This is a genomic window from Pseudomonas sp., assembly GCF_050739655.1.
Lineage (GTDB): Bacteria > Pseudomonadota > Gammaproteobacteria > Pseudomonadales > Pseudomonadaceae > Aquipseudomonas.
In genome coordinates, this window is sequence record NZ_JBOIBY010000444.1 from 24,613 (window position 1) to 48,236 (window position 23,624).

At 62.6% G+C, this 23,624-nt stretch carries 18 protein-coding genes; 12 read left to right on the forward strand and 6 right to left on the reverse strand.

Annotated elements, in window-relative coordinates; genetic code table 11:
* Nucleotides 1-53 precede the first annotated feature (53 nt).
* Complete coding sequence (locus ACRESJ_RS21420) at nucleotides 54-1,436, forward strand: DUF1329 domain-containing protein (RefSeq protein WP_431759688.1); 1,383 nt, start codon at nucleotides 54-56, stop codon at nucleotides 1,434-1,436.
* 307 nt (nucleotides 1,437-1,743) lie between these two features.
* On the opposite strand, the gene ACRESJ_RS21425 is transcribed toward ACRESJ_RS21420, so the two are convergent.
* Together ACRESJ_RS21425 and ACRESJ_RS21430 are read right to left on the reverse strand one after the other, a co-directional pair.
* Nucleotides 1,744-2,199, reverse strand: coding sequence for a nuclear transport factor 2 family protein (locus ACRESJ_RS21425; protein WP_431759689.1), 456 nt, complete (start codon nucleotides 2,197-2,199; stop codon nucleotides 1,744-1,746).
* Between the two features lie 68 nt (nucleotides 2,200-2,267).
* Complete coding sequence (locus ACRESJ_RS21430) at nucleotides 2,268-3,596, reverse strand: spinster family MFS transporter (protein ID WP_431759690.1); 1,329 nt, start codon at nucleotides 3,594-3,596, stop codon at nucleotides 2,268-2,270.
* A 250-nt stretch (nucleotides 3,597-3,846) separates the two neighbouring features.
* Between ACRESJ_RS21430 and ACRESJ_RS21435 the strand changes: the two genes are divergently transcribed.
* The 11 genes from ACRESJ_RS21435 (at nucleotide 3,847) to ACRESJ_RS21485 (ending at nucleotide 19,437) form a co-directional block, all read left to right on the forward strand.
* Complete coding sequence (locus ACRESJ_RS21435; RefSeq protein ID WP_431759691.1) at nucleotides 3,847-4,932, forward strand: alkene reductase; 1,086 nt, start codon at nucleotides 3,847-3,849, stop codon at nucleotides 4,930-4,932.
* Nucleotides 4,929-6,782 carry a long-chain-acyl-CoA synthetase gene (locus ACRESJ_RS21440; protein ID WP_431759692.1) on the forward strand — a complete coding sequence of 618 codons (1,854 nt, stop codon included), beginning with the start codon at nucleotides 4,929-4,931 and terminating at the stop codon, nucleotides 6,780-6,782. Before ACRESJ_RS21435 ends, ACRESJ_RS21440 begins: the two co-directional genes overlap by 4 nt.
* On the forward strand, nucleotides 6,775-7,860 hold the full coding sequence (locus ACRESJ_RS21445) for an MBL fold metallo-hydrolase (protein WP_431759693.1): 1,086 nt from the start codon (nucleotides 6,775-6,777) through the stop codon (nucleotides 7,858-7,860). The genes ACRESJ_RS21440 and ACRESJ_RS21445 overlap by 8 nt, the downstream gene beginning before the upstream one ends.
* A gap of 67 nt (nucleotides 7,861-7,927) precedes the next feature.
* Nucleotides 7,928-9,595, forward strand: a complete 1,668-nt coding sequence (locus ACRESJ_RS21450; protein ID WP_431759694.1) for a DUF1302 domain-containing protein — start codon at nucleotides 7,928-7,930, stop codon at nucleotides 9,593-9,595.
* Between the two features lie 84 nt (nucleotides 9,596-9,679).
* The gene (locus tag ACRESJ_RS21455) at nucleotides 9,680-10,891 is read left to right on the forward strand and encodes a thiolase family protein (RefSeq protein ID WP_431759695.1); all 1,212 of its coding nucleotides are present in this window, start codon (nucleotides 9,680-9,682) and stop codon (nucleotides 10,889-10,891) included.
* Between the two features lie 4 nt (nucleotides 10,892-10,895).
* Entirely contained in the window at nucleotides 10,896-11,846 is a 951-nt protein-coding gene (locus ACRESJ_RS21460) for an OB-fold domain-containing protein (protein ID WP_431759696.1), read from the forward strand.
* Nucleotides 11,847-12,919: 1,073 nt separating this feature from the next.
* Nucleotides 12,920-13,906, forward strand: coding sequence for a WD40/YVTN/BNR-like repeat-containing protein (locus tag ACRESJ_RS21465; RefSeq protein WP_431759697.1), 987 nt, complete (start codon nucleotides 12,920-12,922; stop codon nucleotides 13,904-13,906).
* Nucleotides 13,907-13,920: 14 nt separating this feature from the next.
* Nucleotides 13,921-16,344: an efflux RND transporter permease subunit gene (locus ACRESJ_RS21470; protein ID WP_431759698.1), complete on the forward strand. Its 2,424-nt coding sequence runs from the start codon at nucleotides 13,921-13,923 to the stop codon at nucleotides 16,342-16,344.
* A 96-nt stretch (nucleotides 16,345-16,440) separates the two neighbouring features.
* Nucleotides 16,441-17,691 (forward strand): helix-turn-helix transcriptional regulator, encoded by a 1,251-nt coding sequence (locus tag ACRESJ_RS21475; RefSeq protein ID WP_431759699.1) that lies wholly within the window; start codon nucleotides 16,441-16,443, stop codon nucleotides 17,689-17,691.
* A gap of 133 nt (nucleotides 17,692-17,824) precedes the next feature.
* Entirely contained in the window at nucleotides 17,825-18,592 is a 768-nt protein-coding gene (locus ACRESJ_RS21480; RefSeq protein ID WP_431759700.1) for an SDR family oxidoreductase, read from the forward strand.
* Between the two features lie 11 nt (nucleotides 18,593-18,603).
* Nucleotides 18,604-19,437, forward strand: a complete 834-nt coding sequence (locus ACRESJ_RS21485) for an SDR family NAD(P)-dependent oxidoreductase (protein ID WP_431759701.1) — start codon at nucleotides 18,604-18,606, stop codon at nucleotides 19,435-19,437.
* Between the two features lie 205 nt (nucleotides 19,438-19,642).
* On the opposite strand, the gene dmpG is transcribed toward ACRESJ_RS21485, so the two are convergent.
* The 4 genes from dmpG to ACRESJ_RS21505 all read right to left on the reverse strand — a co-directional run bounded on the left by dmpG (nucleotide 19,643) and on the right by ACRESJ_RS21505 (nucleotide 23,277).
* Entirely contained in the window at nucleotides 19,643-20,671 is a 1,029-nt protein-coding gene (gene dmpG / locus ACRESJ_RS21490; protein WP_431759702.1) for a 4-hydroxy-2-oxovalerate aldolase, read from the reverse strand.
* A 10-nt stretch (nucleotides 20,672-20,681) separates the two neighbouring features.
* Entirely contained in the window at nucleotides 20,682-21,608 is a 927-nt protein-coding gene (locus ACRESJ_RS21495; protein WP_431759703.1) for an acetaldehyde dehydrogenase (acetylating), read from the reverse strand.
* Between the two features lie 28 nt (nucleotides 21,609-21,636).
* Nucleotides 21,637-22,428 carry a fumarylacetoacetate hydrolase family protein gene (locus ACRESJ_RS21500; protein WP_431759704.1) on the reverse strand — a complete coding sequence of 264 codons (792 nt, stop codon included), beginning with the start codon at nucleotides 22,426-22,428 and terminating at the stop codon, nucleotides 21,637-21,639.
* A gap of 75 nt (nucleotides 22,429-22,503) precedes the next feature.
* Nucleotides 22,504-23,277 (reverse strand): glucose 1-dehydrogenase, encoded by a 774-nt coding sequence (locus tag ACRESJ_RS21505; RefSeq protein ID WP_431759705.1) that lies wholly within the window; start codon nucleotides 23,275-23,277, stop codon nucleotides 22,504-22,506.
* Between the last annotated feature and the right edge of the window lie 347 nt (nucleotides 23,278-23,624).

Consider the following 23,624-nt stretch of genomic DNA (forward strand, 5'->3'; position numbering starts at 1 on the left):
AACGAGAACAAAGTGTCCCTACCACAACGCCTTATCAGCGAAGGAGGCAATACATGAAAATAACAAGAACAGGTCTCATGCTTGCGGCCGCAGTCACAGCCAACAGCGGGCTGATCGGTTATGCGCACGCCGAAGTATCAGCCCAGGAAGCCGCCAAGCTGGGCAAGGAGCTGACCTGTGTCGGCGCCGAGCAAGCGGGCAACGCCGAGGGCACTATCCCGCCGTATACCGGCAAGTACCTGGGAGAAGTGCCGGGCTGGAATCATGTGAAGTTCTCGGGCGATCAGCCTATTGATCCCTATGCCGCAGAGAAGCCGATCCTGGTGATCACGGCGCAGAACATGAGCCAGTACGAGGCCCACCTGACCGAAGGCCAGAAAGCCCTGCTCAAGAAATACCCGACCACCTACAAGATGAACATCTACCCAGGCCACCGGGATTTCCGCTACCCCGACTACGTCTGCCGCCGCGCGATGAGCAACGCGCTGAACGCCAAACTGGTCAATGACGGTGCCGGTTTCACCGGTTTGGGCCAGGTGCCGTTCCCGATTCCGAAGAACGGCATGGAATTGCTGTGGAACCATCAACTGCCGGCACGTGCCTACACCGAGGAAAAAACCACCGATCTGGCTTCGGTCCTGCCCAACGGCAGCATCGGCTGGGGACGTGCATTCGCCCGTAACCTGTCGCAAGCCAACTCGCCAACCGTAGAGCCTTCTACCGACGGCAAGATCCAGGCCATGAGCAACAACATGACCCTTAAGCCGGCGCGGGACAACGGTACGCTCAGCATTGCCCACGAACCGTACAACTTCGTCACGGAATCGCGTCAGGCCTGGTCCTACAGCCCATCGACTCGTCGCGTACGACAACTGCCGGGTTACGGTTACGACCAGCCAATGATCGGCACCAACGGCACCATGACTGTCGACGAAGACCGCTTGTTCAACGGCTCGCCGGAGCGGTTCAGCTGGAAGCTCATCGGCAAGCGTGAGATCTACTCGCCGGCCAACGCCTTCAAACCTAACGCCGGTACCCTCAAATACGCCGACATCCTGACCCCCAACCACCCCAATCCTGACGTCATGCGCTATGAACTGCGTCGTGTCTGGGTGCTGGAAGCCGATTTGAAAGAGGGCTTCCGTCACGTCTATGGCAAGCGTGTGCTGTTCATCGACGAGGACACCTGGAACGCCGTCATGGCCGACAACTACGATGCCCGTGGGCAGCTGTGGAAACACGCCATGATCAACTACTACTACCACCCTGACATGAGCGGCTGGCAGGCCGGTTCGCAGTTCTTCCTCGACTTGAACTCCGGCCAGTACACCGGCTACGGCATGTCCAACGAAGCGAAGAAAGGCCCTGTGCTCAACGAAGGCAAGTTCACCCCCGACCAGTACACCGCGGATGCTGCGCGTGCGATAGGGCGCTGATCGCTTCGGCAACACCGCAATAAAAAAGGCCTCGCCGGATCACGGTGGGGCCTTTTTTGTACGCAATACCATTCCCTGCGGGAGCGGGCTTGCCCGCGAAGAGGCCAGAACATCCAACATCTTTGTTGATTGGCACACCGCAATCGCTAGCAGGCTAGCTCCCACAGTTTTGATCACTGCCGAACACAACCTCCGCATCCACCACAAATTCCTGTGGGAGCTAGCCTGCTAGCGATGAACCTGAGAGCGCCGCGGGGTATCAGATTCTCCGCATCATCGTTGACGTCCATCGCGAGCAAGCTCGCTCCTACAGATCCAGTGGGTTACCCAGGGTCAGCAGATGCCCACTCAAATCCCCAATCATGTCCAGGTACGAATAGTCCCGAAAACTGAACCGCCAAACCCCGTCGACACACTCGAACTCATCCACATAACGCCCGCTGGCGATGGGTTGCAGGGGCAGGGTGTCGGTGGCCTGGAGCACGGTGTAGCACGAACGAACCTTCGCGGTTTGCGAGGCTTCGTCGATGTGGATGATGGGGTTGCTGATGATGTGTCGGGTGCGGGGTGTGCCGCAGGGGTAGAGCTTGATGCGTTGCTGCCAGATCTGCAGCAGGGCGGTGTGATCGAGAAACGCTTCATGACTCTGCACCTTGATGCGGGCATGGCGAAACAGCTCGGCGGCCTCGATCAGTTGGCCGCTGTCCATGCATTCGGCATAACGGTAGAGCAGGTTGCTGATGTAAATGGCGTGGGTACTCATGGTGATCCTCATAAAAAAGCCGCTGCAACCCGACAAGGTTGCAGCGGCGTTTTGGTGCGAAAAGGCGATCAGGCAGTTACGGTCTGTACCGGTGCGATAGAGGGGGCGGGACTCTTCATCTGTTGTCGATAAAGTGGCAGCGCCAAGGCGAGGAATACACTGGCCAGCACCAGCATCGACACGGACGAAGCCAGGGCATAGCGCAACGACTCACTGCCCAGGGTCGGCAGGAAGAAGTCGCTGAGCATGCCCACCAACAGTGGCCCGACACCGACACCCAACAACGTCATGGCCATCACGAAAATGGCCGTCGCCTGCGCCAGACGGGTCGCCGGGAACAGGTGGGTGATGGCGCTCAGGCACGGCGTTGCCCACCACACGCCAAAGAAGCCGAAGGCGCTGTAGAACAGGAACGCTTGCGGTACGGCGATACTGCCGATGTGGAACGCCGTGCCCTGGGGCCAGAGGAAGTAGGCGAGGGCGAAGGGGATGCTGATCAGTGTGCCCAGCAAGGGAACGCCGATCTGCCAGCCGGCATCGCGCCGAGCCATGCGGTCGGTGAGCACGCCGCAGACCAGGGTGCCGATGGTCGACCCGGTGCCGCCGACCACGCCCACCAGAAAGCCGGCCTGTTGCAGGTTGAGGCCGTGGGAGCGGATCAGGAAGCTCGGGCTCCAGGTACCGATGGCGTAGCCGGCAATCGCCGCCGCGCCGCCAGTGAGCACCAGCAACAGGAACGAAGGCATGCGAAACAGCTCGACGAGGGTGGCCAGCCAACCCTCCTGTTGCAACTGGACCTTACCCAGTGGCGCTTCCTTTTTCGGAGTTCGCACAGTCAACAACAGCAGCAAGCCAAGGAAAATCCCCGGAGCACCGATCAACAGGAAGGCATAGCGCCAGCCATGATGCTGGGCGATCCAACCACCCAGCCCCAGGCCGACGATCGCCCCCAGGCTGGAACCGAGCATCAGCACCGCCAGGGCAGTGGAACGGCGGTTCGCCGGGTACAGGTCCGAAACCATCGCCACCGACGGCGCCGTGCCACCTGCTTCACCAACAGCCACACCGATGCGCGCCAGTACCAGGGTCAGGAAGTTACCCGCCATGCCACAGAGCATGGTCATCAGGCTCCAGGCGATGCAGCTGAAGGCGATTACCGGCTTGCGCCCGATGCGGTCCGACAGGCGCCCCAGCGGGAAGCCGAACACGGTATAGAACACCGCGAAAGTCACCCCGGACAGCAGGCCGATTCCGGTATCGGAAATACCGAATTCGAGCTTCACCGGCTCGATCAGAATCGCCATCAGCTGGCGGTCGATGTAGTTGAACACGTAGATGCTGGCGAGCACGAACAGCGCGTAGTGCGTTCGCCATGTCACGGGGGTGGATGGGTTCACTGCGGGTACTCCCGGTTTTGTTCTAGTTGACGCGATGCTCGGTCGGCTGCGGGTTTTTCTCATCGTCCATTTAGACGATTTTCCGGTTCACCGGACGACCAGCACGCACGATAGCCGACCTAGTCTTGTCGGACGATGTTTCCCTCTCGCTCCAGGTCAATCATTCAGCCCATCTTCGCTGGCGTGCCAGCTTGCCCAGCTGTGGCAAGCCCACGACAGCCTGCAAACAATAAGAAGCTGAGGAATTGAAATGAGCGTCTTGTTCGAGCCGGTCACCCTGGGTGAGCTGCAACTGGCCAACCGCATTGTCATGGCGCCCATGACCCGCAGCCGTGCCCTGGCCGATGCGGTCCCTGGCAGCGATATGGTCGAGTACTACCGCCAGCGTGCCAGTGCCGGGTTGATCGTGGCCGAAGGCACCGCGCCGTCCGCCAGCGGCCTGGGCTATTGCCGCACGCCGGCGATCTACAGCATCGAACAGATGGCAGGCTGGCAGCGGGTCACCGACGCCGTGCACGCCGAGGGTGGGACGATTGTCCTGCAACTGATGCATGTCGGCCGCGCCGCCAGTCAGCACAACAAACCGGCGGGGGCGACCACCGTGGCGCCTTCGCCATTGCGTGCGCGGACCCAGGTGTTCAGCGACAGCCATGGCCTGGTCGACACCGACGAGCCACAAGCGCTGACGCTGCAAGGCATTGCCGAGGTCATCAATGACTATCGTCAGGCCGCACTGAATGCGCGCCTGGCCGGTTTTGACGGGGTCGAACTGCACTGCACCAGCGGCTACCTGCCGATGCAGTTCATGGCCTCCGGCAGCAATCAGCGCAGCGATGCCTACGGCGGCGATGTCACCGGGCGCGTGCGTTTCGCCAAGGAAGTGATCGAGGCCATGGCCACCGCGATTGGCGCCGGGCGCGTGGGTTTTCGCCAGTGCCCGGGCAACCCCTACAACGACATCGACGACCAGGACCCGGCCGCCACTGCCGCAGCCTTGTGCCAGGCCGTGGCGCACCTGCCGCTGGCTTACCTGCACATCATGCGCTCGCCGCTGGTGGAACTCGATGCCTTCGCCCTGGCGCGCCAGCACAGCCCCCATGCCTTGATTCTCAACGATGGTTTCGACGGCCCTTCGGCCAGTGCCGCTCTCGCGTCGGGCGAGGGGGCTGCCGTGTCGTTCGGCCGTCACTTTATTGCCAACCCTGATCTGGTTGAGCGTTTGAAACGTGGTTTGCCGCTGAGCCGCTTCGATCGCAAGACGCTGTATACGCCGGGCGCAGCAGGTTACTCGGATTACCCCTGCAGCCAAGCCATCGCCCAGGAGGTGACGCAATGAACATGAATGAATTGCCCAACGTCCTGACAACCGGCGTGGTGTCACGGGAGCAGACTCAGGCGCTGCTTGACCAACGCTCCGCCGCCGCAGGAAAGATCAAGCCACGCGACCTCTACACCCTGGCCGACCGCCTTGAGCAACAGGCACAGCAACACGGGGATCGCCCGTTCCTGATCTACGGCAAGCAGACCCTGAGCTACGCAGAGGTTGATGCGCGGGCCAATCAGATGGCCCACACCTTTTACGCCAATGGCCTGCGCGCCGGCGATGTCTGCGCCCTGGCCATGGAAAACCGCCCGGCGGTCTTCTGCACCTGGTTTGGCCTGGTCAAGCTCGGTGTGGTGGTGGCCTTCATCAACACCCAGGTTAGCGGCAAGCCTTTGCTGCATGCGCTGCAAACCACCGACGCCAAGGCCTTGGTCGTTGGCGAGGAATGCCTGGCCAATGTGCAGGCCACCGCAGGTTTTCCAGACCTGCCGTGCTGGCTGATCCGCGACCCGGAAAATCCCTGGACCGAAGCGCTGCCCAAGGGCATCGACGGGCATTTCGCTGCGCGCCTGGAGAAGGCCCCGCGCACGCCGTTCCCCCGTGATATCCGCGCGCACATCGAGGCCCAGACCCCAACCCTGCTGATTTTCACCTCGGGCACCACCGGCTTGCCCAAGGCGGCGCGCTACAGCCACATGCGCTGGATGTCCTCGGGGGACGTGATGGAAGTCACCCTGCAAGCGACCCAGGACGATGTGTTCTATTGCTGCCTGCCGCTGTACCACGGCGCGGCCGCCACCTCCGTGACCTCGACCGCGCTGCGGGCCGGCGCGGCCATCGTGGTGCGACGCAAGTTCAGCGTGCGTGAGTTCTGGAGCGATGTGGCGCGTTATCGCATCAGCATCTTCCAGTACATCGGTGAGATCTGCCGTTACCTGCTCAACCAGCCTGTACGAGTGGACGAGCGCGAACACAGCCTGCGTTGCATGTTGGGCGCCGGGTTGTCGCCGGATTCCTGGCAACGCTGGCTGGAGCGCTTTGGCCCGATCCAGGTGTTCGAGGGCTGGGGTGCTACCGAAGCCAACGCCGCGGTGATCAACGTCGACAACTACTTCGGTTCCTGCGGACGCGTGCCGGACTGGAACAAGACCAACCTGCGGCTGGTGCGTTACGACATCGAGAACGACTGCCATCCACGGAACGAAAACGGTTTTTACCAAGTCTGCAAAGTCGGTGAGGTTGGCGAGGCCATGGGCTTTATCGTCGATCACCCGGAGATCGGTGGCGGGCGATTCGAGGGTTACACCTCAAGCGAAGCGACCGAGAGCAAAATCCGCCGCAACGTGTTCCGCGAGGGCGATGCCTATTGGAGTTCCGGCGATTTGCTGCGCGAGGACGCAGACGGTTACTGCTATTTCGTCGACCGCATCGGCGATACCTATCGCTGGAAGAGCGAGAACGTTTCGACCCTGGAAGTGGCCGACGCGTTGGGCGATCTCTCGGGGCTGGAACTGATCAACGTCTATGGCGTCCAGGTGCCCGGTCATGAAGGGCGCGCCGGCATGGCCGCAGTGCTGATGCAGACGGGCCATGGGTTCGATCCAGAGGCACTGTTCGCCCTGACCGAGGCTCGTCTACCGCGCTATGCCGCCCCGGTGTTCGTGCGGGTCACGCAGGCGGCGGACCTCACGGCCAGCTTCAAGTTGCGCAAGGTCGACCTGCAGCGCCAGGGCTACTGCCCGACCCGTTGCAGTGATCCGCTGTTCATCCGCGACGAGCAGGCCCGCACCTATGTGCCTTATTCCGTAGAAGCCCTGACGCGGGCCGGCCTCACGCCCTTCGCGGTGACCCACCATGACTGATCTCGACGCCAACGGTCACGAACTGCGCGGCGGCCTGCGTTATCCCTTCGTGCAGGCGCCGGATTCCGGGCAGGTTCGCGAAGTGGCGCCGGGCGTGTGGTGGCTGCGCATGCCGCTGCCATTTCGCCTGGACCACATCAACCTCTATCTGCTGCGTCACACCGACGGTTGGGTAGTGGTGGACACCGGCATGAACACCGACCAGACCCGGGACGTCTGGGACCGGGTGCTGACTGAAGTGTGTGCCGGCCTGCCGCTGCTGGCGGTGGTGTGCACGCACTTTCATTCTGACCACGCCGGGGTGGCCGCCTGGCTGTCGGAACGTTTTCACTGCCCGGTGTACATGACCACCAGCGAGTTCCAGTCGCTGCACGTCAGGTTTCCCGCCGATCAACCACCGGGCTGGGACTTCCTCGATTTCTACCGCAAGGCCGGCGTGACCGACGAGCAAAGCCTGGAAATGTTCGGGGTGATGAGCAACGCGCATTTTCTGCCTGCGCCCTTGAACCATTACCGCCGTTTGCACGAAGGCAGTCTGCTGAACATCGGTGGCCGCACCTGGCAGGTGGTCATCGGGCGCGGCCACTCACCGGAACATGCCTGTCTGTATGCCGCCGACGACGGCTTGCTGATCTCCGGCGACCAGGTGCTGCCGCGCATCACGTCCACCGTCGGCGTGCATGCCACCGAACCCTTGGCCAACCCGCTACGAGACTGGCTCGATTCCATCGAGCAGCTGCGCGCCTTGCCGGACAGCGTGCTGGTCCTGCCAGCCCACGAACGGCCGTTCTTCAATTTGCATCAACGCCTGGACCAGCTGGAGGCCCATCACCAAGGGCACCTGGCGCTGATGCTCGCCAACTGTGACGAGCCGCGCACCGCGGTTGAACTGATGGCTGTGTTGTTCCCCAGGTTGTCAGGTCGTTTCGACGAACTGATGGCGCTTGGCGAAACGTTGGCCCATGCCAACTACCTGGTGGCCGAAGGGTCGCTGGAACGGGAAGAGGACCGGGGGCGATATCGCTACCGGTGCGCTGTAAGGGGAGCGTGCGCGGCTAGTGCGCTCAAGGTGTTTTGAGCGAGCGACACGGCAGCAATGTTGAACATTCCAGGCAGCCAATCGGTTGCCCTAGAGGAGAGTCAGTGTGATCAACAAAAATAACAATAACTCCAGGGCCATGGCTTCGAGCGCGTTTCAGGTCAGCGCCCTGGCGGCCGCCATCGCGTTGGTGTCCACACCGGTGTGGGCCGGTGACACCATCGAATTCGACAACGGTCTGACCATGGACTGGTCGGTCACCACCAGCTACGGCATCGGCGTGCGAACCGCCGATCAAAGCCGTCGGCTGCTGTCGGTCAACGCCGACGATGCAAACCGCAACTTCGATCAGGGCGGGCTGACCACCAACCGCGTCGGCGCCCTGGGCGAGCTGATCCTGCGCAAGGACAACTACGGCGCGGTGGTGCGTGGCAGTACCTTCTACGACGACGTTTACCACCAGGAAAACGACAACGATTCGCCGTCCACAGTGAACAAGACCGGGCGCAACGACGAGTTCACCAGCGATACCCGCTACTACAGCGGTGGCCGCAGCAAACTGTTGGATGTCTATGTGTTCAGCGGCTGGCGCTTCGACAACGACACCATGCTCGACGTCAAGGCCGGGCGGCACATCGAATCCTGGGGCGAGAGTTTGTACTACCCGGGCGTCAACGGCGTGCAAAACCCTTCCGACGCGGTCAAGGCCTCGCAACCCGGGGTTGAAGTCAAAGAAGTGCTGCTGCCGGTGGGCCAGTTCTCCGGCTCGTTCCGCCTCAATCCGCAACTGACCTTCGGCGCCTACGTGCAATACGAGTGGAAGGGCACCGAGTTGCCGCCAGTGGGCAGCTACCTGGCGAGCAGCGACGTGGTCGGTCCGGGCCGCGAGTTCATCTACGCCAACGGCCAGAAGATCGCTTATCGCGGCACCGATGAACCGCGCGACAGCGGCCAGTGGGGTGTACAGGTGCGTTATCGCCCGGTGCCGGCCGTCGAGCTGTCGCTGTTCCACATCAACTACCACGACAAGAACCCGGCCACCGCGCTGGTCGGCTACAACCCGCTGCCGGTTGGTGGCGGCCGGTTGGCCCTGGCGTCCAACGGTTATCGGATCAAGTATTTCGAAGACATCAAACTGACCGGTGTCAGCGCCACAACCAAGCTGGGTGATGTGCAGGTCGGCGGCGAATGGTCGTACCGCGACGGCGTGCCGGTGATGGTCAATACCGGCCTCGGCGCGGTACCGGCCAAGGGCAAGGGCCAGCAGATGCAGTTGTCGGCGATGCGCATCCTCGGCGACCGTCCGTGGGCCAGCCAGACCACCCTGACCGCCGAAGTCATTCGCACGCAAGTGGACAGTGTCGAGTCGACCTCGGCGGCGCCGAACCTACAGGGCCTCAATCTGCTGCCGTCAGTGGCCCGCCTGGTGGCGCCTTCCGATGACTACACCTTCAGCACCCAGAGTGGCTGGAAGACCAAATCCTCCAGTGCTTACACCGTGGGCGCCTCGTTCAGCTATCCGGGCGTGGCCCAGGGCTGGGACCTGGAAGTGCCGTTCAGTTTCTCCAACGTGTTCAGCGGTGCGACGCCAATGGGCGGCAGCATTGCCGGGGTCGCCGGCGATCGCCGCCTGAGTGCCGGCACCACCTTCAAGTACCTGGGCAACCTTGAACTCGGCCTTAGGTACATCGCCTACCTGGGCGAACCGGACCCGATCAAGCGTCCATTCGCCGACCGCGACTACGCCACCTTCTCGGCGAAATACACCTTCTGATCGACCCTCGGGCCCGTGCTGCGTTGGCGGGCCTTCCAATCATTTTGTCATTGCCGCAGCCCGGCGTTGCGGCATGGAGGTACCATGGGACTCAAAGGACACGCGGCCATTGTCGGCAGCGCGCAATACAAACCGGAAAAATACGCGACCGCGCCCCGGATGTTTCACCTCGAACAGGTCGCCGACCTGGCGGCCCAGGCCCTGCGTGATGCCGGGCTCAAGGCCTCGGACCTCGACGGGCTGGTGATCAACGGCCCGCACTTCCACGAAGCCTCGGTGTTCGTACCGGCGATGGCCGCCGAGTACCTGGGCCTGCGCCTGAACTTCGCCGAAGTGGTGGACCTGGGTGGATGCACCTCGGTGGGCATGGTCTGGCGCGCCGCTGCCGCCATCGAATTGGGCCTGTGCCAGGCAGTGCTCTGCGTCATCCCGGCACGCATGGCGCCATTGGGTCCAGACGAGGATCCCGGCTGGATGGCCCGTTCCATGCGCTTTGGCGGACATAGCACTGCCTTCGGTGCGCCCGAAGCCGAGTTCGACCTGCCTTACGGGCATATGGGCCAGAACACCGGCTACGCGATGATCGCCCAGCGTTATGCCGCCCAGTACGACTACGACCAGCGAGCGATGGCCAAGATTGCCGTCGACCAGCGCACCAACGCCCTGGCCAACCCGCAAGCCATGTTCTACGGCCAGCCATTGACCATCGAACAGGTATTGGCCAGCAAGATGGTCGCCGACCCGCTGCATGTGCTGGAAATCGTCATGCCGGTGGCCGGTGGCGCCGCATTGATCATCACCAACAAGGAAGTGGCGGCACGCGCGCGCAAGCGCCCGGCCTTCATTACCGGGTTTGGCGAACACCTGGCGTTCAAGTCGCCGTCCTATGCCGAGGACATGCTCAACACGCCGATTGGCCCGGCTTCCCGACAAGCCTTTGCCATGGCCGGCCTCAAGCCTGGGGACGTCGATGCCGCGCAGATCTACGACTGCTACACCATCACCACTTTGCTGACCCTGGAAGACGCCGGTTTCTGCGGCAAGGGCGAGGGCATGGCGTTCGTGCGCGAACACGACCTGACCTGGCGCGGTGATTTCCCGATGAACACCCACGGTGGGCAACTCAGCTTCGGTCAATCGGCTTCGGCCGGGGGCATGAGCCAGGTGATCGAGGCGGTGACGCAGATCGCCGGCGCGGCCGGTGAACGCCAACTGGGTCGCTGCGACAGCGTCTATGTCTCCGGTACCGGCGGCGTGATGAGCGAGCAGGGCGCATTGATACTTCAGGGAGCATAAGCAGATGTCCAACAACAAACCGATGCCGGTCGCGACGCAGATTTCCGCTCCCTTCTGGGAGGGCCTCAAGGCTCGCCGCCTGCTGATCCAACAGTGCAATGCCTGTTCGCACTGGAACTTCTACCCGCGCCGCCATTGCCCCAAGTGCCTGGAACATGACCTGGCCTGGCGCGAAGTCGATGGCACCGCGACGCTGTACAGCTACACCGTGACGCGCATTGCCACCTTGCCCGACTTCATCGATGAAATGCCGCAGAAGCTGGCGGTGGTTGAGCTAGCTGAAGGGGTGCGCATCAACACCAACCTGGTGGGTCTTGCAGAGGGCGAGATCCAGATCGGCATGGCCTTGAAGCCGGTGTTCGCTGAAGTGGACGCCAAGGGCAATCGCCTGTTGCGCTTCACCGGCGTGGACAAGGCTGTGGCGAGCCTCGAATCGCTGCCGGCCCAGGACAGTGAACCGGCGCCTGTTGCATCCGAACAGGCGCCTGCGCGGCAGGTTGACCTCAACGACGGACCCGCCTTGCAGGCGCTGATCAGCGAGCAGTTCAGCGACTGGAGCAATGTGGTGGTGGTCGATCAGGCGTTGATCGATGCCTTTGCCCTGTTGTCGGGCGACGACTACTGGATTCATACCGATCCGGAGCGCGCGCGTCTGCAAAGTCCGTTCGGCGGCACCATCGCCCACGGCGCCCTGGTGCAGGTGCTGCAATCGCGGATGAAGCTGGCGCTGGGTTTCGAGATCAGCGGTTTCACCACCCAGATTAACTATGGCTCCGATCGCTTGCGTTTTCCGGCGCCAGTGCCGGCGGGTTCGCGTATTCATTCGCGGGCGCGGGTGAAAAAGGTCGAGCAGTTGGCCCGTGGGACGCAGTTGACGCTGGAGCTGAATATTCACGTGGTGGGTCAGGAGCGGCCTTCGGTGATTAATGATCTGGTGATTCTCTACATGGCTTGATCGGCGTTTGAGCTCGCTCCCGCAACTGGATGGACTCGATACCCTGTGGGAGCGGGCTTGCTCGCGAAGGCGGCCTTAAAGCCGACCTGACTCTCGCGAATGTACCCAATCCCACTGTGGGAGCTAGCCTGCTGGCGATGGCGGCCTTACAGCCGGCCATGCTCTCTGGAGGTGTACATATCCATTGCTGCGGTAACGGCGGCTTATGGTTTCGCCCTGACGGTCGACTCCCTTTGGCAAACGCCCCAAAGGAAGCAAAGGTCTCGCCCCGGCGTCCGGCCCTTCGCCAAGGCTCGGGGTTCCTTCGCTCCGGCATCCATCCGGGGGCATCGCCCTCCGGTTGGCTTCGCTGGCACCTACATGCGATGAGTTCGACTGCGTCGAACGGCGCTGCGCGCCAATCCCCGGATGAATACCTCCACTCAGCCTGCCGAAGGGGCGGGTGGATCAAAATCAAAAGCTGCAGGCGAGCTGATACTCGGCCTGTTGAGTGGTGAGAAGCAGGTGTATGCCGATCTGCTTACTGTAGGTGCTGGCTTGCTAGCGATGGCGGCTTCAACGCCGACCTGACTTTTACCGCCGAACTCAACCCCTGTAGGAGCGAGGCTTGCCCGCGAAGGCGACCTGACATTCACCACCGCTATCGCCAGCAAGCAAGCTCCTGCGGATTTGTGTTGCCCACAATCATCAATAAACACCGAGAACTTGTGGGAGCTGGCTTGCCCGCGATGGCGACCTGTCAGCCAACCTGACCTTCGTGGATGTACTCAATCCCACTGTAGGAGCGAGGCTTGCTCGCGAAGTTGGTCCGGATAACGCGGGCATTCAGAAAACCCGCGTTTTCGTTGTCGTCCATCGCGAGCAAGCTCGCTCCTACAGGGAAATGCACCCCAAGCCATTTGCGCCATTGCATAAGCCATTTGGACGATGTGCCCCTAAGTCCTTGGGCCGACTATCCCCTTCGAAGGCAGCGCCGTTCCGGTTGCTTTGCCTGCCTTGGCGCCTGACAAGAACAAGAGGATTGGCCCTATGACTTGCCCTAAGCAAGCGTGCCCCGAACAGGAGCGTTTCCTATGCGTTCTGTGATCGGTTACATAGTCTGCCTGGTGGTCGCCTTGACCATTGGCTACACCTTTTCCCCGAAATCCCCACTGCAACAGGAGCTGTTGGCCACGCGCCCGGACCGGGTGCAGATCAACGGTTTGCTCAATCTCGGCTCGCGAGTGGTTGCCGTGGGCGAGCGTGGCAGCATCCTGCTCAGTGATGATCAAGGCGTCAGTTGGCAACCCGCCAGCGTCGCCACGCAACGCAACGCCACCTTGACTGCCGTGGTGGCGCTGGACGCCAAGCGTCTGCTCGCGGTTGGGCATGACGGCTGGATCCTGCGTTCCCAGGACGCCGGCAGCACCTGGCAGGAAATCCGTTACGACAGCGATCTGGGCGAACCGCTGCTGGGCATCTGGAGCGCCGGTGGCGACAACGTCATGGCGTTCGGCAGCTTCGGTAAGTTCTATCAATCCCTCGATGCCGGGCAAACCTGGGCGCCGCAGACCCTGGACATCGACAGCGCGCACCTCAACAGCATGGACGGCGGCAAGGATGGCCGGCGCATGCTGGTGGGTGAGCAAGGACTGGTGCTGCGCACGAGCGACGGTGGCCAGCACTGGCAGACCTTGCCGGCGTTCTACAGCGGCTCGCTGTTCGGCATCGTGCGCCTGAGCGCGGATAACTGGGTGAGCTATGGCATGCGTGGCCATGTGTTCGTCAGCCACGACTTCGGCGCCAGCTGGACTCAGATCAAAGTCGGCAATCAGCTACCGCTATACGGCCATGCCGTGCTGCCCGATCACTCGGGGCTGGTGATTGTCGGTGCCGGCAGTTCGTTGGTGCGCCTGGATGCACGGGGTGAGTTGGTGGGCGTTGGGCGTCTGGCCGGGCTGGGCACTTTGACTTCGGCGACGGTGGTGGGCTCGCGCCTGCTGGTGGGTGGCGAGCGCGGTGTATTGCAAGGTTCGGGTGGCAGCGTCGCTGCCCTGGTGACCACTCAGGCCACCCAATAAATGAGAGGCGGGCAATGAATCAAGGTAAACACTGGGTGACGCGCTGCGTCGATACATGTGCCGATCACCTGATGGCCTGGCGCAAGGGGCTGCTGTTGCTGTTTGTCCTGGTGACGTTGGGCCTGGGGTACAGCGCCACCCACACGCAGCTGGATCCGGGTTTCAACAAACAGATCCCGGTGCGTCATGAGTACATGATCAACTTCCTCAAGTTCAGTCGCTATTTCACCGGCGCCAACCGCTTCCTGGTCAGCGTGCGCTGGAAAGGCGAGGGCGACATCTATAACGCCGAGTACCTCGACACGCTGCGCAAAGTCACCGACGACGTGTTTTTTATTTCCGGGGTCAGTCGCCCCAGCGTGACATCGCTGTTTACCGCCAACGTGCGCTACATCGAAATCACCGAGGAAGGTTTCTTTGGCGACGTGGTGGTGCCGCCACGCTTCAGCGGCACCGCCGAGGACCTGGCGCAGGTGCGCAGTAATACGGCAGCCTCCGGCCAGGTCGGCCGTCTGGTGGCCAACGACCTGAAGTCGGCCATGGTGCGTGCTGACCTGCAGGACATCGACCCCAAGACCGGCCAGCCTGTGTCCTATGTCGACATCGCCAAACGCCTGGAAGAAATCCGCGGCAAGTACAACAGCCCCAATATCGAGATCAACATCGTAGGCTTCGCCAAGCTCGTAGGTGATGTGGTCGAAGGGCTGAACACGGTGATCGGCTTCTTTGTCGTGGCCTTTGTGATCACCGGGTTGCTGCTGTGGCTCTATTCCCGTTCCCTGCGCCTGACAGTGGTGGCGCTGCTGGTGGCGTTGCTGCCGGTGGTCTGGTTGCTGGGCCTGTTGCCGCTGCTGGGATTGGGCATCGATCCGATGTCGATTCTGGTGCCGTTCCTCATTTTCTCCATCGGCGTGTCCCATGCGGTGCAGATGACCAACGCCTGGAAGCAGGACGTATTGGCCGGCAGTTCCTCAAAAGAAGCAGCGCATTCGGCGTTCTGCAAAATCTTCATTCCCGGTTCCCTGGCGTTGCTGATGAACGCCCTGGGCTTCGCGGTGATCATGCTGATCGACATTCCTATCGTCCACGAACTGGGGGTCACGGCCTGCATCGGCGTCATGTTGATGATCATCACCAACAAATTGATGTTGCCGATCATCATTTCCTATCTGCGCCTGGAGCCCGGGTTGTTGCATCGTGCGCAATCCCGCCCGGCGGGCAAGCATCGCCTGTGGTGGCGTCTGTCCGCGCTGGCCGAGCCTGGGCCTGCGCTGGGGGTGTTTGCCATCAGCCTGTTGCTGTTGTTGGCCGGGGCCTGGAAGGCCCGTGACCTGGCGGTAGGCGATATCGGCGCCGGTGCGCCGGAGTTGCGGGCCGATTCACGCTACAACCAGGACAACGGCAAGATCATCGGCAGCTACTCCATCGGGCTCGATGTGATGTCGGTGTTCGTGCAGGTCAAGGGCGTCGAGGAAGGCTGCCTGTCGCCTACGGTGATGCGCGCGGTGGAAGCCTTCGATTTCCGCATGCGCACCGTTTCGGGCGTGCAGTCGATCCAGAGCGTGGCGGACATGGGCAAGCGGGTGATCGCCGGCAACAACGAAGGCAACCCGCGCTGGGCGGCGATTCCGGGGTCGCCCCGTGGCTTGAGCCAGGGGGCGCGGGCTTATATGCCTGATGACGGGCTGGTCACCGACGGCTGCCAGCAGATGCAGATCCTGGTATTCCTGGCTGACCACGAAGGCAGCACCGTCAGCCATGCGATCACCGAGGCCAAGCGAATCATTGCAGAAGTCAGCTCGCCGCAGGTCGAATTCCTCCTGGCCGGTGGCAACGTCGGGGTCATGGCGGCTTCCAACGAGGCGGTCAAGCGCGCTGAAATCATCATGCTCGGGGCGCTGTTCGGTTCGGTGGCGCTGTTTTGCTGGCTGACCTTCCTGTCGATCCGCGCGGTGCTGTGCATTCTGGTGCCGCTGGCGATTGTCGCGATCTTGTGCAACGCCCTGATGACCCTGCTCGGCATTGGCCTGAAAGTCGCGACCTTGCCAGTGATGGCGCTGGGTGTCGGTGTGGGTGTCGACTATGGCATTTACCTGTACGAGCGCATCCAGCACGAAATGCTCCGGGGCGCGAACCTGCGCGAGGCCTTCTACGAGGCCATGTGTCAACGGGGCACGGCGGCGGTCTTCACGGCCCTGACCATGTCCATCGGCGTGTGTACCTGGGCGTTTGCCCCGCTGAAGTTTCAGGCTGACATGGGGGTGCTGCTGTCGTTCATGTTCCTGGTCAACGTGCTGGGGGCGATCTTTCTGCTGCCAGCGCTGGCGGCCTGGTTCAACCGGGGGCGACCGCTGGTTATCGAGCGCGTACGTCAGCCAGTAGCAGCACAAGGTCAGTTCCGTCTGAAAAACAACCCGGCAGCCAAGGAATCCCGGTAGCATCCGGAAAAAAGGGAGAACCTTGGGTTCTCCCCAGCCGAAATTATAAAAATAACAAGGGAAGGGCATGGTCCTTACCCGAGCGAGGAAAAGCCTATGCAAGATGTCGTCTTGACCCATGAAGCCCTGGCCAGTGTTGGCCTCGATCTCACGCGCTACAACGAGCTGGTGGGCGAAATCTATGAAGGCGCTCTCGATCCGAAGCTGATGGCCAACGCCCTCAGAAGCTTTCTCAAACTCTTCGATGCCAACTACGTCACCTTGATCCTGCGGGTGCCGGACGAGCCCGATACCGGCTTGATGATTATCGTCGGCGACATCGAGGGCGCCGGTGAAATCAACTACATGACCTATCCGCAAACCAACTCGCCGTTCGGCAATCAGCCGCTGGACCAGGTGTTCACGGTGGACGACATCATGAGCGCCGCGCAATGGGAGCAGAATGGCTACTTCAAGACTTTCTGCGGGCCCCATGACGTGTATCACCTGATGGGCGTCGACATTTCCACCCCGGACGGCGGCAAGCTGCGCTTTCGCATGACCCGGCCCAAACGCTCACCCAATTTCTCTGCCCACGAGCGGGCCCTTTGCAGCAGTTTCCTGCCGCACCTGCGCCGTGCCTCGCAATTTCACAACCTGCTCGATCGTAGCGAATCCCTGAGCGAGTTGTATTCCCAAGCCATCAGCCGCCTGTCGGTGGCGACCCTGGTGCTCGACGAGAGTGGCAGCGTGTTGCAGATCAATCCGGTGGCCCAGGAGATCCTGGCCCGTTCCGATGGCCTGAAACTGGTGGGTGGGCGCCTGGAGGCGACGTACCCCAGCGACAACCGCGAGTTGCAACGCCTGATTCGTGGCGCCTTCGACCCGGATGCCCCGAAAGGCGCCGAGGCCATGTCGGTGACGCGGCCTTCTGGGCTGGTCAATCTGGGTGTAGTGGTGGAATCGATTCCATCCCTGGACTGGGCCGAGGAGAAGGGCCAGCCGGCAGCGCTGGTGTACATCCGTGATGCGTCGAGCAAATCCCTGGCCAGCGAAGTGGTGACCAAGCAACTGTTCAACCTGACCAAGGCCGAAACCGCCCTGGCCATGGAACTGGCCAACGGCTTGTCCCTGGAAGAGGCCGCCGAGGTCTTGAACATTCGACGCAATACCGCGCGGGCGCATTTGCGTTCGATCTTCTCCAAGACCGGCGTGCGTCGTCAGACCGAGCTGGTGCGCATCATGCTCAACAGCGTGGTGGCCCTGGGCAAACCCAAGCTTGGGTTGAAAGTGGTCGAGAAAGTCCGGGTTCCACCGCCGAAGCTCGCCGCTGCGAAATTGGCCGAGCCGATTTACCGCCAAGCCTGATCCTGTCAATCCGGCGCCGGGTGTCCTTGCCCGGCGTCGCGCCTGCTGACGCCGTATTTTTCTAGTCTGCTCAGACGATGCCGCCGCGTGATCGCCCTGTCGATACTGGGCGGACCTATCACGGAGAACCACCATGCCTATAACAGCCATCACCGGCAGTGCCTCGGGAATCGGGGCCGCCGTATCCGCCGCCATGCGCGCCGCCGGGCATCAGGTCATCGGTATCGATCGCGGCAACGCCGAAGTGATCGCCGATCTGTCTACCCCGCAGGGACGTGACGCAGCCATCACCCAAGTACTGGAACTCAGCGGCGGTGTGCTCGACGGGCTGATCTGCTGCGCCGGCGTCGGCGTCACGGCGCCCAATTGCGGCCTGGTATTGGCGGTCAATTATTTTGGCGTCAGCCAATTGCTCGACGGCCTGCAGGGTGCTTTATCCCGTGGCCAACACGGCGCTGCGCTGGTGATCGGCTCGGTGGCGGCGACGCATTCTGGTCCGGAAGGCCAGCCGATGATTGACGCGATGCTCGCGGGTGATGAAGCGCAAGCGCTGGCGTTGGCCAACAGCCTCGGCCAGCCACATGTTGCCTATGCCGCGTCCAAGTACGCGATCACTCATCATGCCCGCCGTCTGGCAGTGAGCTGGGGCAAGCAGGGCCTGCGGGTGAACGTGGTGGCGCCGGGCGCGGTGGAAACTCCGCTGCACCAGGCGTCGCTGGATGATGCACGGTTCGGCCAGGCGACCCGGGATTTTGTCGCGCCTTTGGGCCGCTCCGGGCGTCCTGATGAAATCGCCGCCATGGTGGCTTTCCTGCAATCGCCACAAGCATCATTCGTCCATGGCAGCGTGGTGTTCGTCGATGGCGGCATGGACGCCATGGTCCGCGCCTCGCGTTTCTAAAAGGAGTCAGCATGAACAAAGTTGCATTCATCACCGGCGCCAGCCGGGGTATTGGTCGCGAGGCGGCGCTGGCGTTCGCCCGCGCCGGGTTCGACGTGGCGATCAGCGCCCGTACCCTCAACGAGGGCGAGCAACATGAACATGCCCTGCGTGACGCAGCCGGGGCGCCGCTGGCGGGCAGCCTCAACGGCACTGCGCAGGCGTTGCGGGATCTCGGTTGCCGGGTGCTCGTGGTGCCGATGGACCTGCTCGACAGCGCCTCGGCCCTGGATGCCTGCGAGGCGGTGTTGGCCGAGTACGGGCGTATCGATGTGTTGATCAACAATGCGATCTACCAGGGCAGTGACCTCAACGCCGGGTTCATGGACCTGCAGGCCCAGACCCTGGAGCGGATGTTCAAGGGCTACATCCTCACACCGTTCCTGCTGACCCGGGCCGTGACCGAACACATGGTGGCGCGGGGCGGCGGGGTGGTGATCAACGTCACCTCCGGTGCCGGCGAAAGCGATCCTCCGGTGGCGGCGGGCAAGGGCGGTTGGGGGTATGCCTATGGCGCGGGCAAGGCGGCGGTGTCGCGGTTGTCAGGCGTGTTGACGACGGAGTTGGGGGCGGCGGGTGTGTGCGCTTACACCCTCAATCCGGGCGTGGTGACCACTGAAGCGTTGAAGGCGACTATCGGCGACAAAGGCCTGATCGCCCTGCGGGCCGGCAGCGCGCCACCTGAAGTGCCGGCGGCTGTGATGCTGTGGTTGGCCACCGCAGAGCGGGCACCTGAGTTTCAACGCAGGACTATTGCGGCTCAGCCTTTTGCGTTGGAGCAGGGGATTGTTGCCGACTGGCGTTGAATCCCGGCGGTGTTCTGATCGTTCCCACGCTCCGCGTGGGAATGCAGCCCGGGACGCTCTGCGTCCCAAACAAGAGCCGCTCTGTGTCCCATAACCAGAGCCGCTCTGCGTCCCAATCAAGAGCCGAACGCGGAGCGTCCGTGGAGGCATTCCCACGCAGAGCGTGGGAACGATCTGCGCGGGTTCGCTCCTACAGGGGGCTTTTTTACCCCTGCCGACGCTGGCGAGCCAGGGTCATGGCGGTGTCTTCGATCATGTCTTCCTGGCCGCCGACCATGCCACGACGGCCCATCTCCACGAGGATTTCCCGGGCCGACACGCCGTACTTCTTCTCGGCGCGCTTGGCGAACAACAGGAAGGAGCCATAGACCCCGGCGTAACCCATGGTCAGGGCATCGCGGTCGCTGCGGATCGGGAAGTCCATGATCGGCACCACCAGGTCTTCGGCCACGTCCTGAATGCCGAACACACTGACACCGGTGTCGATGCCCATGCGATCACACACCGCCACCAGCACTTCCATCGGCGTGTTGCCGGCGCCAGCACCGAGGCCCGCGCAGGCGGCGTCGATGCGGTTGGCCCCGGCGGCGATCGCGGCGATCGAGTTGGACACGCCCATCGACAGGTTGTGGTGGCCATGAAAACCGATCTCGGTCTCTGGCTTGAGGGCAGCGCGCATCGCCGCCACGCGGGCGCTGACGTCATGGGGCAGCAGATAGCCGGCCGAGTCGGTCAGGTAGATGCAGTTGGCGCCGTAGCTCTCCATCAGCAGGCCTTGTTTGACCAGGCCTTCGGGGCTGTTCATGTGGGCCATCATCAGGAAACCCACGGTGTCCATGCCCAGGCCGCGCGCGTGGGAGATGTGCTGTTCGCTGACATCGGCCTCGGTGCAGTGGGTGGCCACGCGAATGGTGTTGACCCCCAGCTCATGGGCCATTTTCAGATGATCGACCGTGCCGATACCCGGCAACAGCAGCGCCGAAACCTTGGCTTTCTTCATCAACGGAATCACCGCCGACAGATATTCCTCGTCAGTGTGGGCCGGGAAACCATAGTTCACCGAGCTACCGCCCAGACCGTCACCGTGGGTGACTTCAATCAGCGGCACGCCGGCGGCGTCGAGACCGCAGGCGATGTCCTTCATCTGTTGCAGGCTGATCTGGTGGCGCTTGGGGTGCATGCCGTCGCGCAGGCACATGTCGTGAACGGTGATGCTTTTGCCGCGAAGATCCATGGTCGGCTCCTTATGCGTGGGCGGTTTGGGCGGTGGCTTGCAGCACCAGTTCGCCCTTGAGGATTTCCTCGGCGAACATCTCGGCGGTGCGCGCCGCTGCGGCGGTCATGATGTCGAGGTTGCCGGCGTACTTGGGCAGGTAGTCGCCCAGGCCTTCGACCTCCATGAAGATCGACACCCGGTTGCCGTCGAACACCGGGCCGTTGACCAGCTTGTAGCCGGGTACGTAGCGCTGCACCTGCTTGATCATCGCTTCGATGGCGGCGGTGATGGCGGGCTGGTCGGGTTCGCTTTCGGTCAGGCAATGCACGGTGTCGCGCATGATCAGCGGTGGCTCGGCGGGGTTAATGATGATGATCGCCTTGCCTTTCTTCGCACCGCCGACTTTTTCCACGGCGCTGGAGGTGGTGCGGGTGAACTCGTCGATGTTCTTGCGGGTGCCTGGGCCGACCGACTTGGAAGCGGCGGTGGCGATGATTTCCGCGTACTCCACCGGCTGCACGCTCGACACAGCCGCCACCAGTGGAATGGTCGCCTGGCCACCGCAGGTGACCATGTTGACGTTCATTACGCCCAGGCCCAGTTGCGCCTTGAGGTTGACCGGGGGCACGCAATACGGGCCGATTGCCGCCGGGGTCAGGTCAATCATCAACACGCCCAGGGCGTTGAGCTTGCGCGAGTTCTGCGCGTGCACGTAGGCCGAGGTGGCGTCGAAAGCGATCTGGATCTGGTCGTCGAGAACGTGGGGCAGCAGGCCGTCAACGCCCTCGGCGGTGGTCTTCAGGCCCAGCTCGCGAGCTCGGGACAGGCCTTCGGAAGTGGCGTCGATACCGACCATCCACACCGGTTCCAGCACGTCGCTACGCATCAGTTTGTACAGCAGGTCGGTGCCGATGTTGCCCGGCCCGATCAGCGCGCATTTGATCTTTTTGCTCATGGTCTTTGGCTCATGGAGATGGAAGGGGTCAAGGAACAAAGCGCAGGCTGGTTTCGCCCAGGCCGCTCATCGACAGGCTGATCCGGTCACCGGCTACTACCGGTACCAGTGGTGCCAAGGCACCGGACAGAATGATTTCGCCACGACGGAACGGGATGCCCAGTTCACCCAGGGTATTGGCCAGCCAGGCCACGGCGGCGCAAGGATGACCCTGCACCGCCGAGCCCAGGCCCGAGCCTGCCGGCTGGCCGTTTTTCAGCAGCTGCATGTGCACCGCGGCCAGGTCCAGCGAGCGCGGGTCAATGCGCTGGGTGCCGAGGGCGAACACGCCGCAGGAGGCGTTATCGGCCACGGTGTCCTGAATGCGGATCTGCCAGTCGGTGATTCGCGAATCGACGATTTCAAAGCACGGCGCGACCCATTGGCTGGCGGCCAACACGTCCTCGGCGCTGATGCCCGGGCCTTGCAAGTCTTCGCCGAGGATAAAGGCGATTTCGCCTTCAGCCCGTGGCTGGATCAGGTTGTATTTGGCCAGGCTGACATCGCTGCCGTCCTCGACGTGCATGGCGTTGGTGAGGAAGCCGAAGTCCGGTTGATGGACATCGAGCATTTCCTGCACGGCGCGGCTGGTGACCCCGATTTTCTTGCCGATCACTTGCTCGCCGAGGGCTTCACGGCGTTGCAGGAATTGCAGGGAAATCCGGTAGGCGTCCTCCAGTGTGATCTGGGGATAGCGTTGGGTCAGGGGAGACAGGGTCTTGCGGTTGCGCAGGGCGTTGAACAGTTCTTCGCCGAGTGCATTGATCAAATGGGCGTCCATGGGCGGGGCTCCAGATGGCAGGAAGAAAAAAAGGCCCGCCCCCGCGAGCAGTAGGGGCGGACCCAAAGGAGTCAGTCAGCCGGGCCAGACCGATGAATCGGCACCGCCATCGACATCGATGATTTTGCCGGTGACCCAGGCCGAAGCCGGGCTGGCCAGGTAGAGTGCCGCAGCCGCGATGTCTTGCGGGGTGCCGAGGCATTTGAGCGGGGTGTTGTTTTCCATGACCTCGCGCATGACGCTGGGCATCACGCCGTTGAGCGCTTCGGTCAAGGTCGGGCCGGGCGCCACGGCGTTGACCCGGATCTGTGGTGCGAAATCCTGGGCCAGCAAGCGGGTCAGATGACTGAGGGCGGCCTTGGCGGTGCCATAGGCGCTGAAATGGCGCTGGGCATAACGCGCCGCCACCGAACTGACATTGATGATGTTGCCGCCACCGGCCTCGCGCATCAGCGGCACGCACAACTGGCAGAAGGCATAGCTGGTGGCGACGTTGAATGTGAGCACCTGGGCGAACTGTTCAGGTGTCATGGTCAATGGATCGTTGGGCCCGCCGCCACCGACGTTGTTGACCAGGTGGGTGATGCGGCCCATCTGCTCAACGCTCTGGCGCACCAGTGCCTGGCGTTGGCCGGCATCGTTGACGTCGCAGGCGACGGCCACGGCGCGTCGGCCCAGGCTGCGGACTTCTTCGGCCACGGCCTCTACCTCGTCCAGCGAGCGGGCAGAACACACCACGTCGGCGCCGGCTTCGGCGTACGCCAGGGCTATCGCCCGACCAATGCCCCGGCCACTGCCGGTGACGATGGCGACGCTGCCGGGGATCTGGAAACGTTGCAAAATACTCATGGGCCCTTGCTCCGTGGGGTCGATGGTTGATGGGGGCAATATCGCTGGGGTGGTTTGTTTGGGCATCGTCTCAATGGACTAGCGGGGGGCTTGGTTTTTTATGTGTACATATCCGTTGCTGCGGTAACGGCGGCTTATGGTTTCGCTTTTACAGCGAGTCCCTTTTGGCAAACGCCCCAAAAGGAACCAAAAGGTCTCGCCCCTTTCGTACGGCCCCTCGCTGAGGCTCGGGGTTCCTTCGCTCCGGCATTCATCCGGGGGCATCGCCCTCCGGTTGGCTTCGCTGGCACCTACATGCGATGAGTTCGACTGCGTCGAACGGCGCTGCGCGCCAATCCCCGGATGAA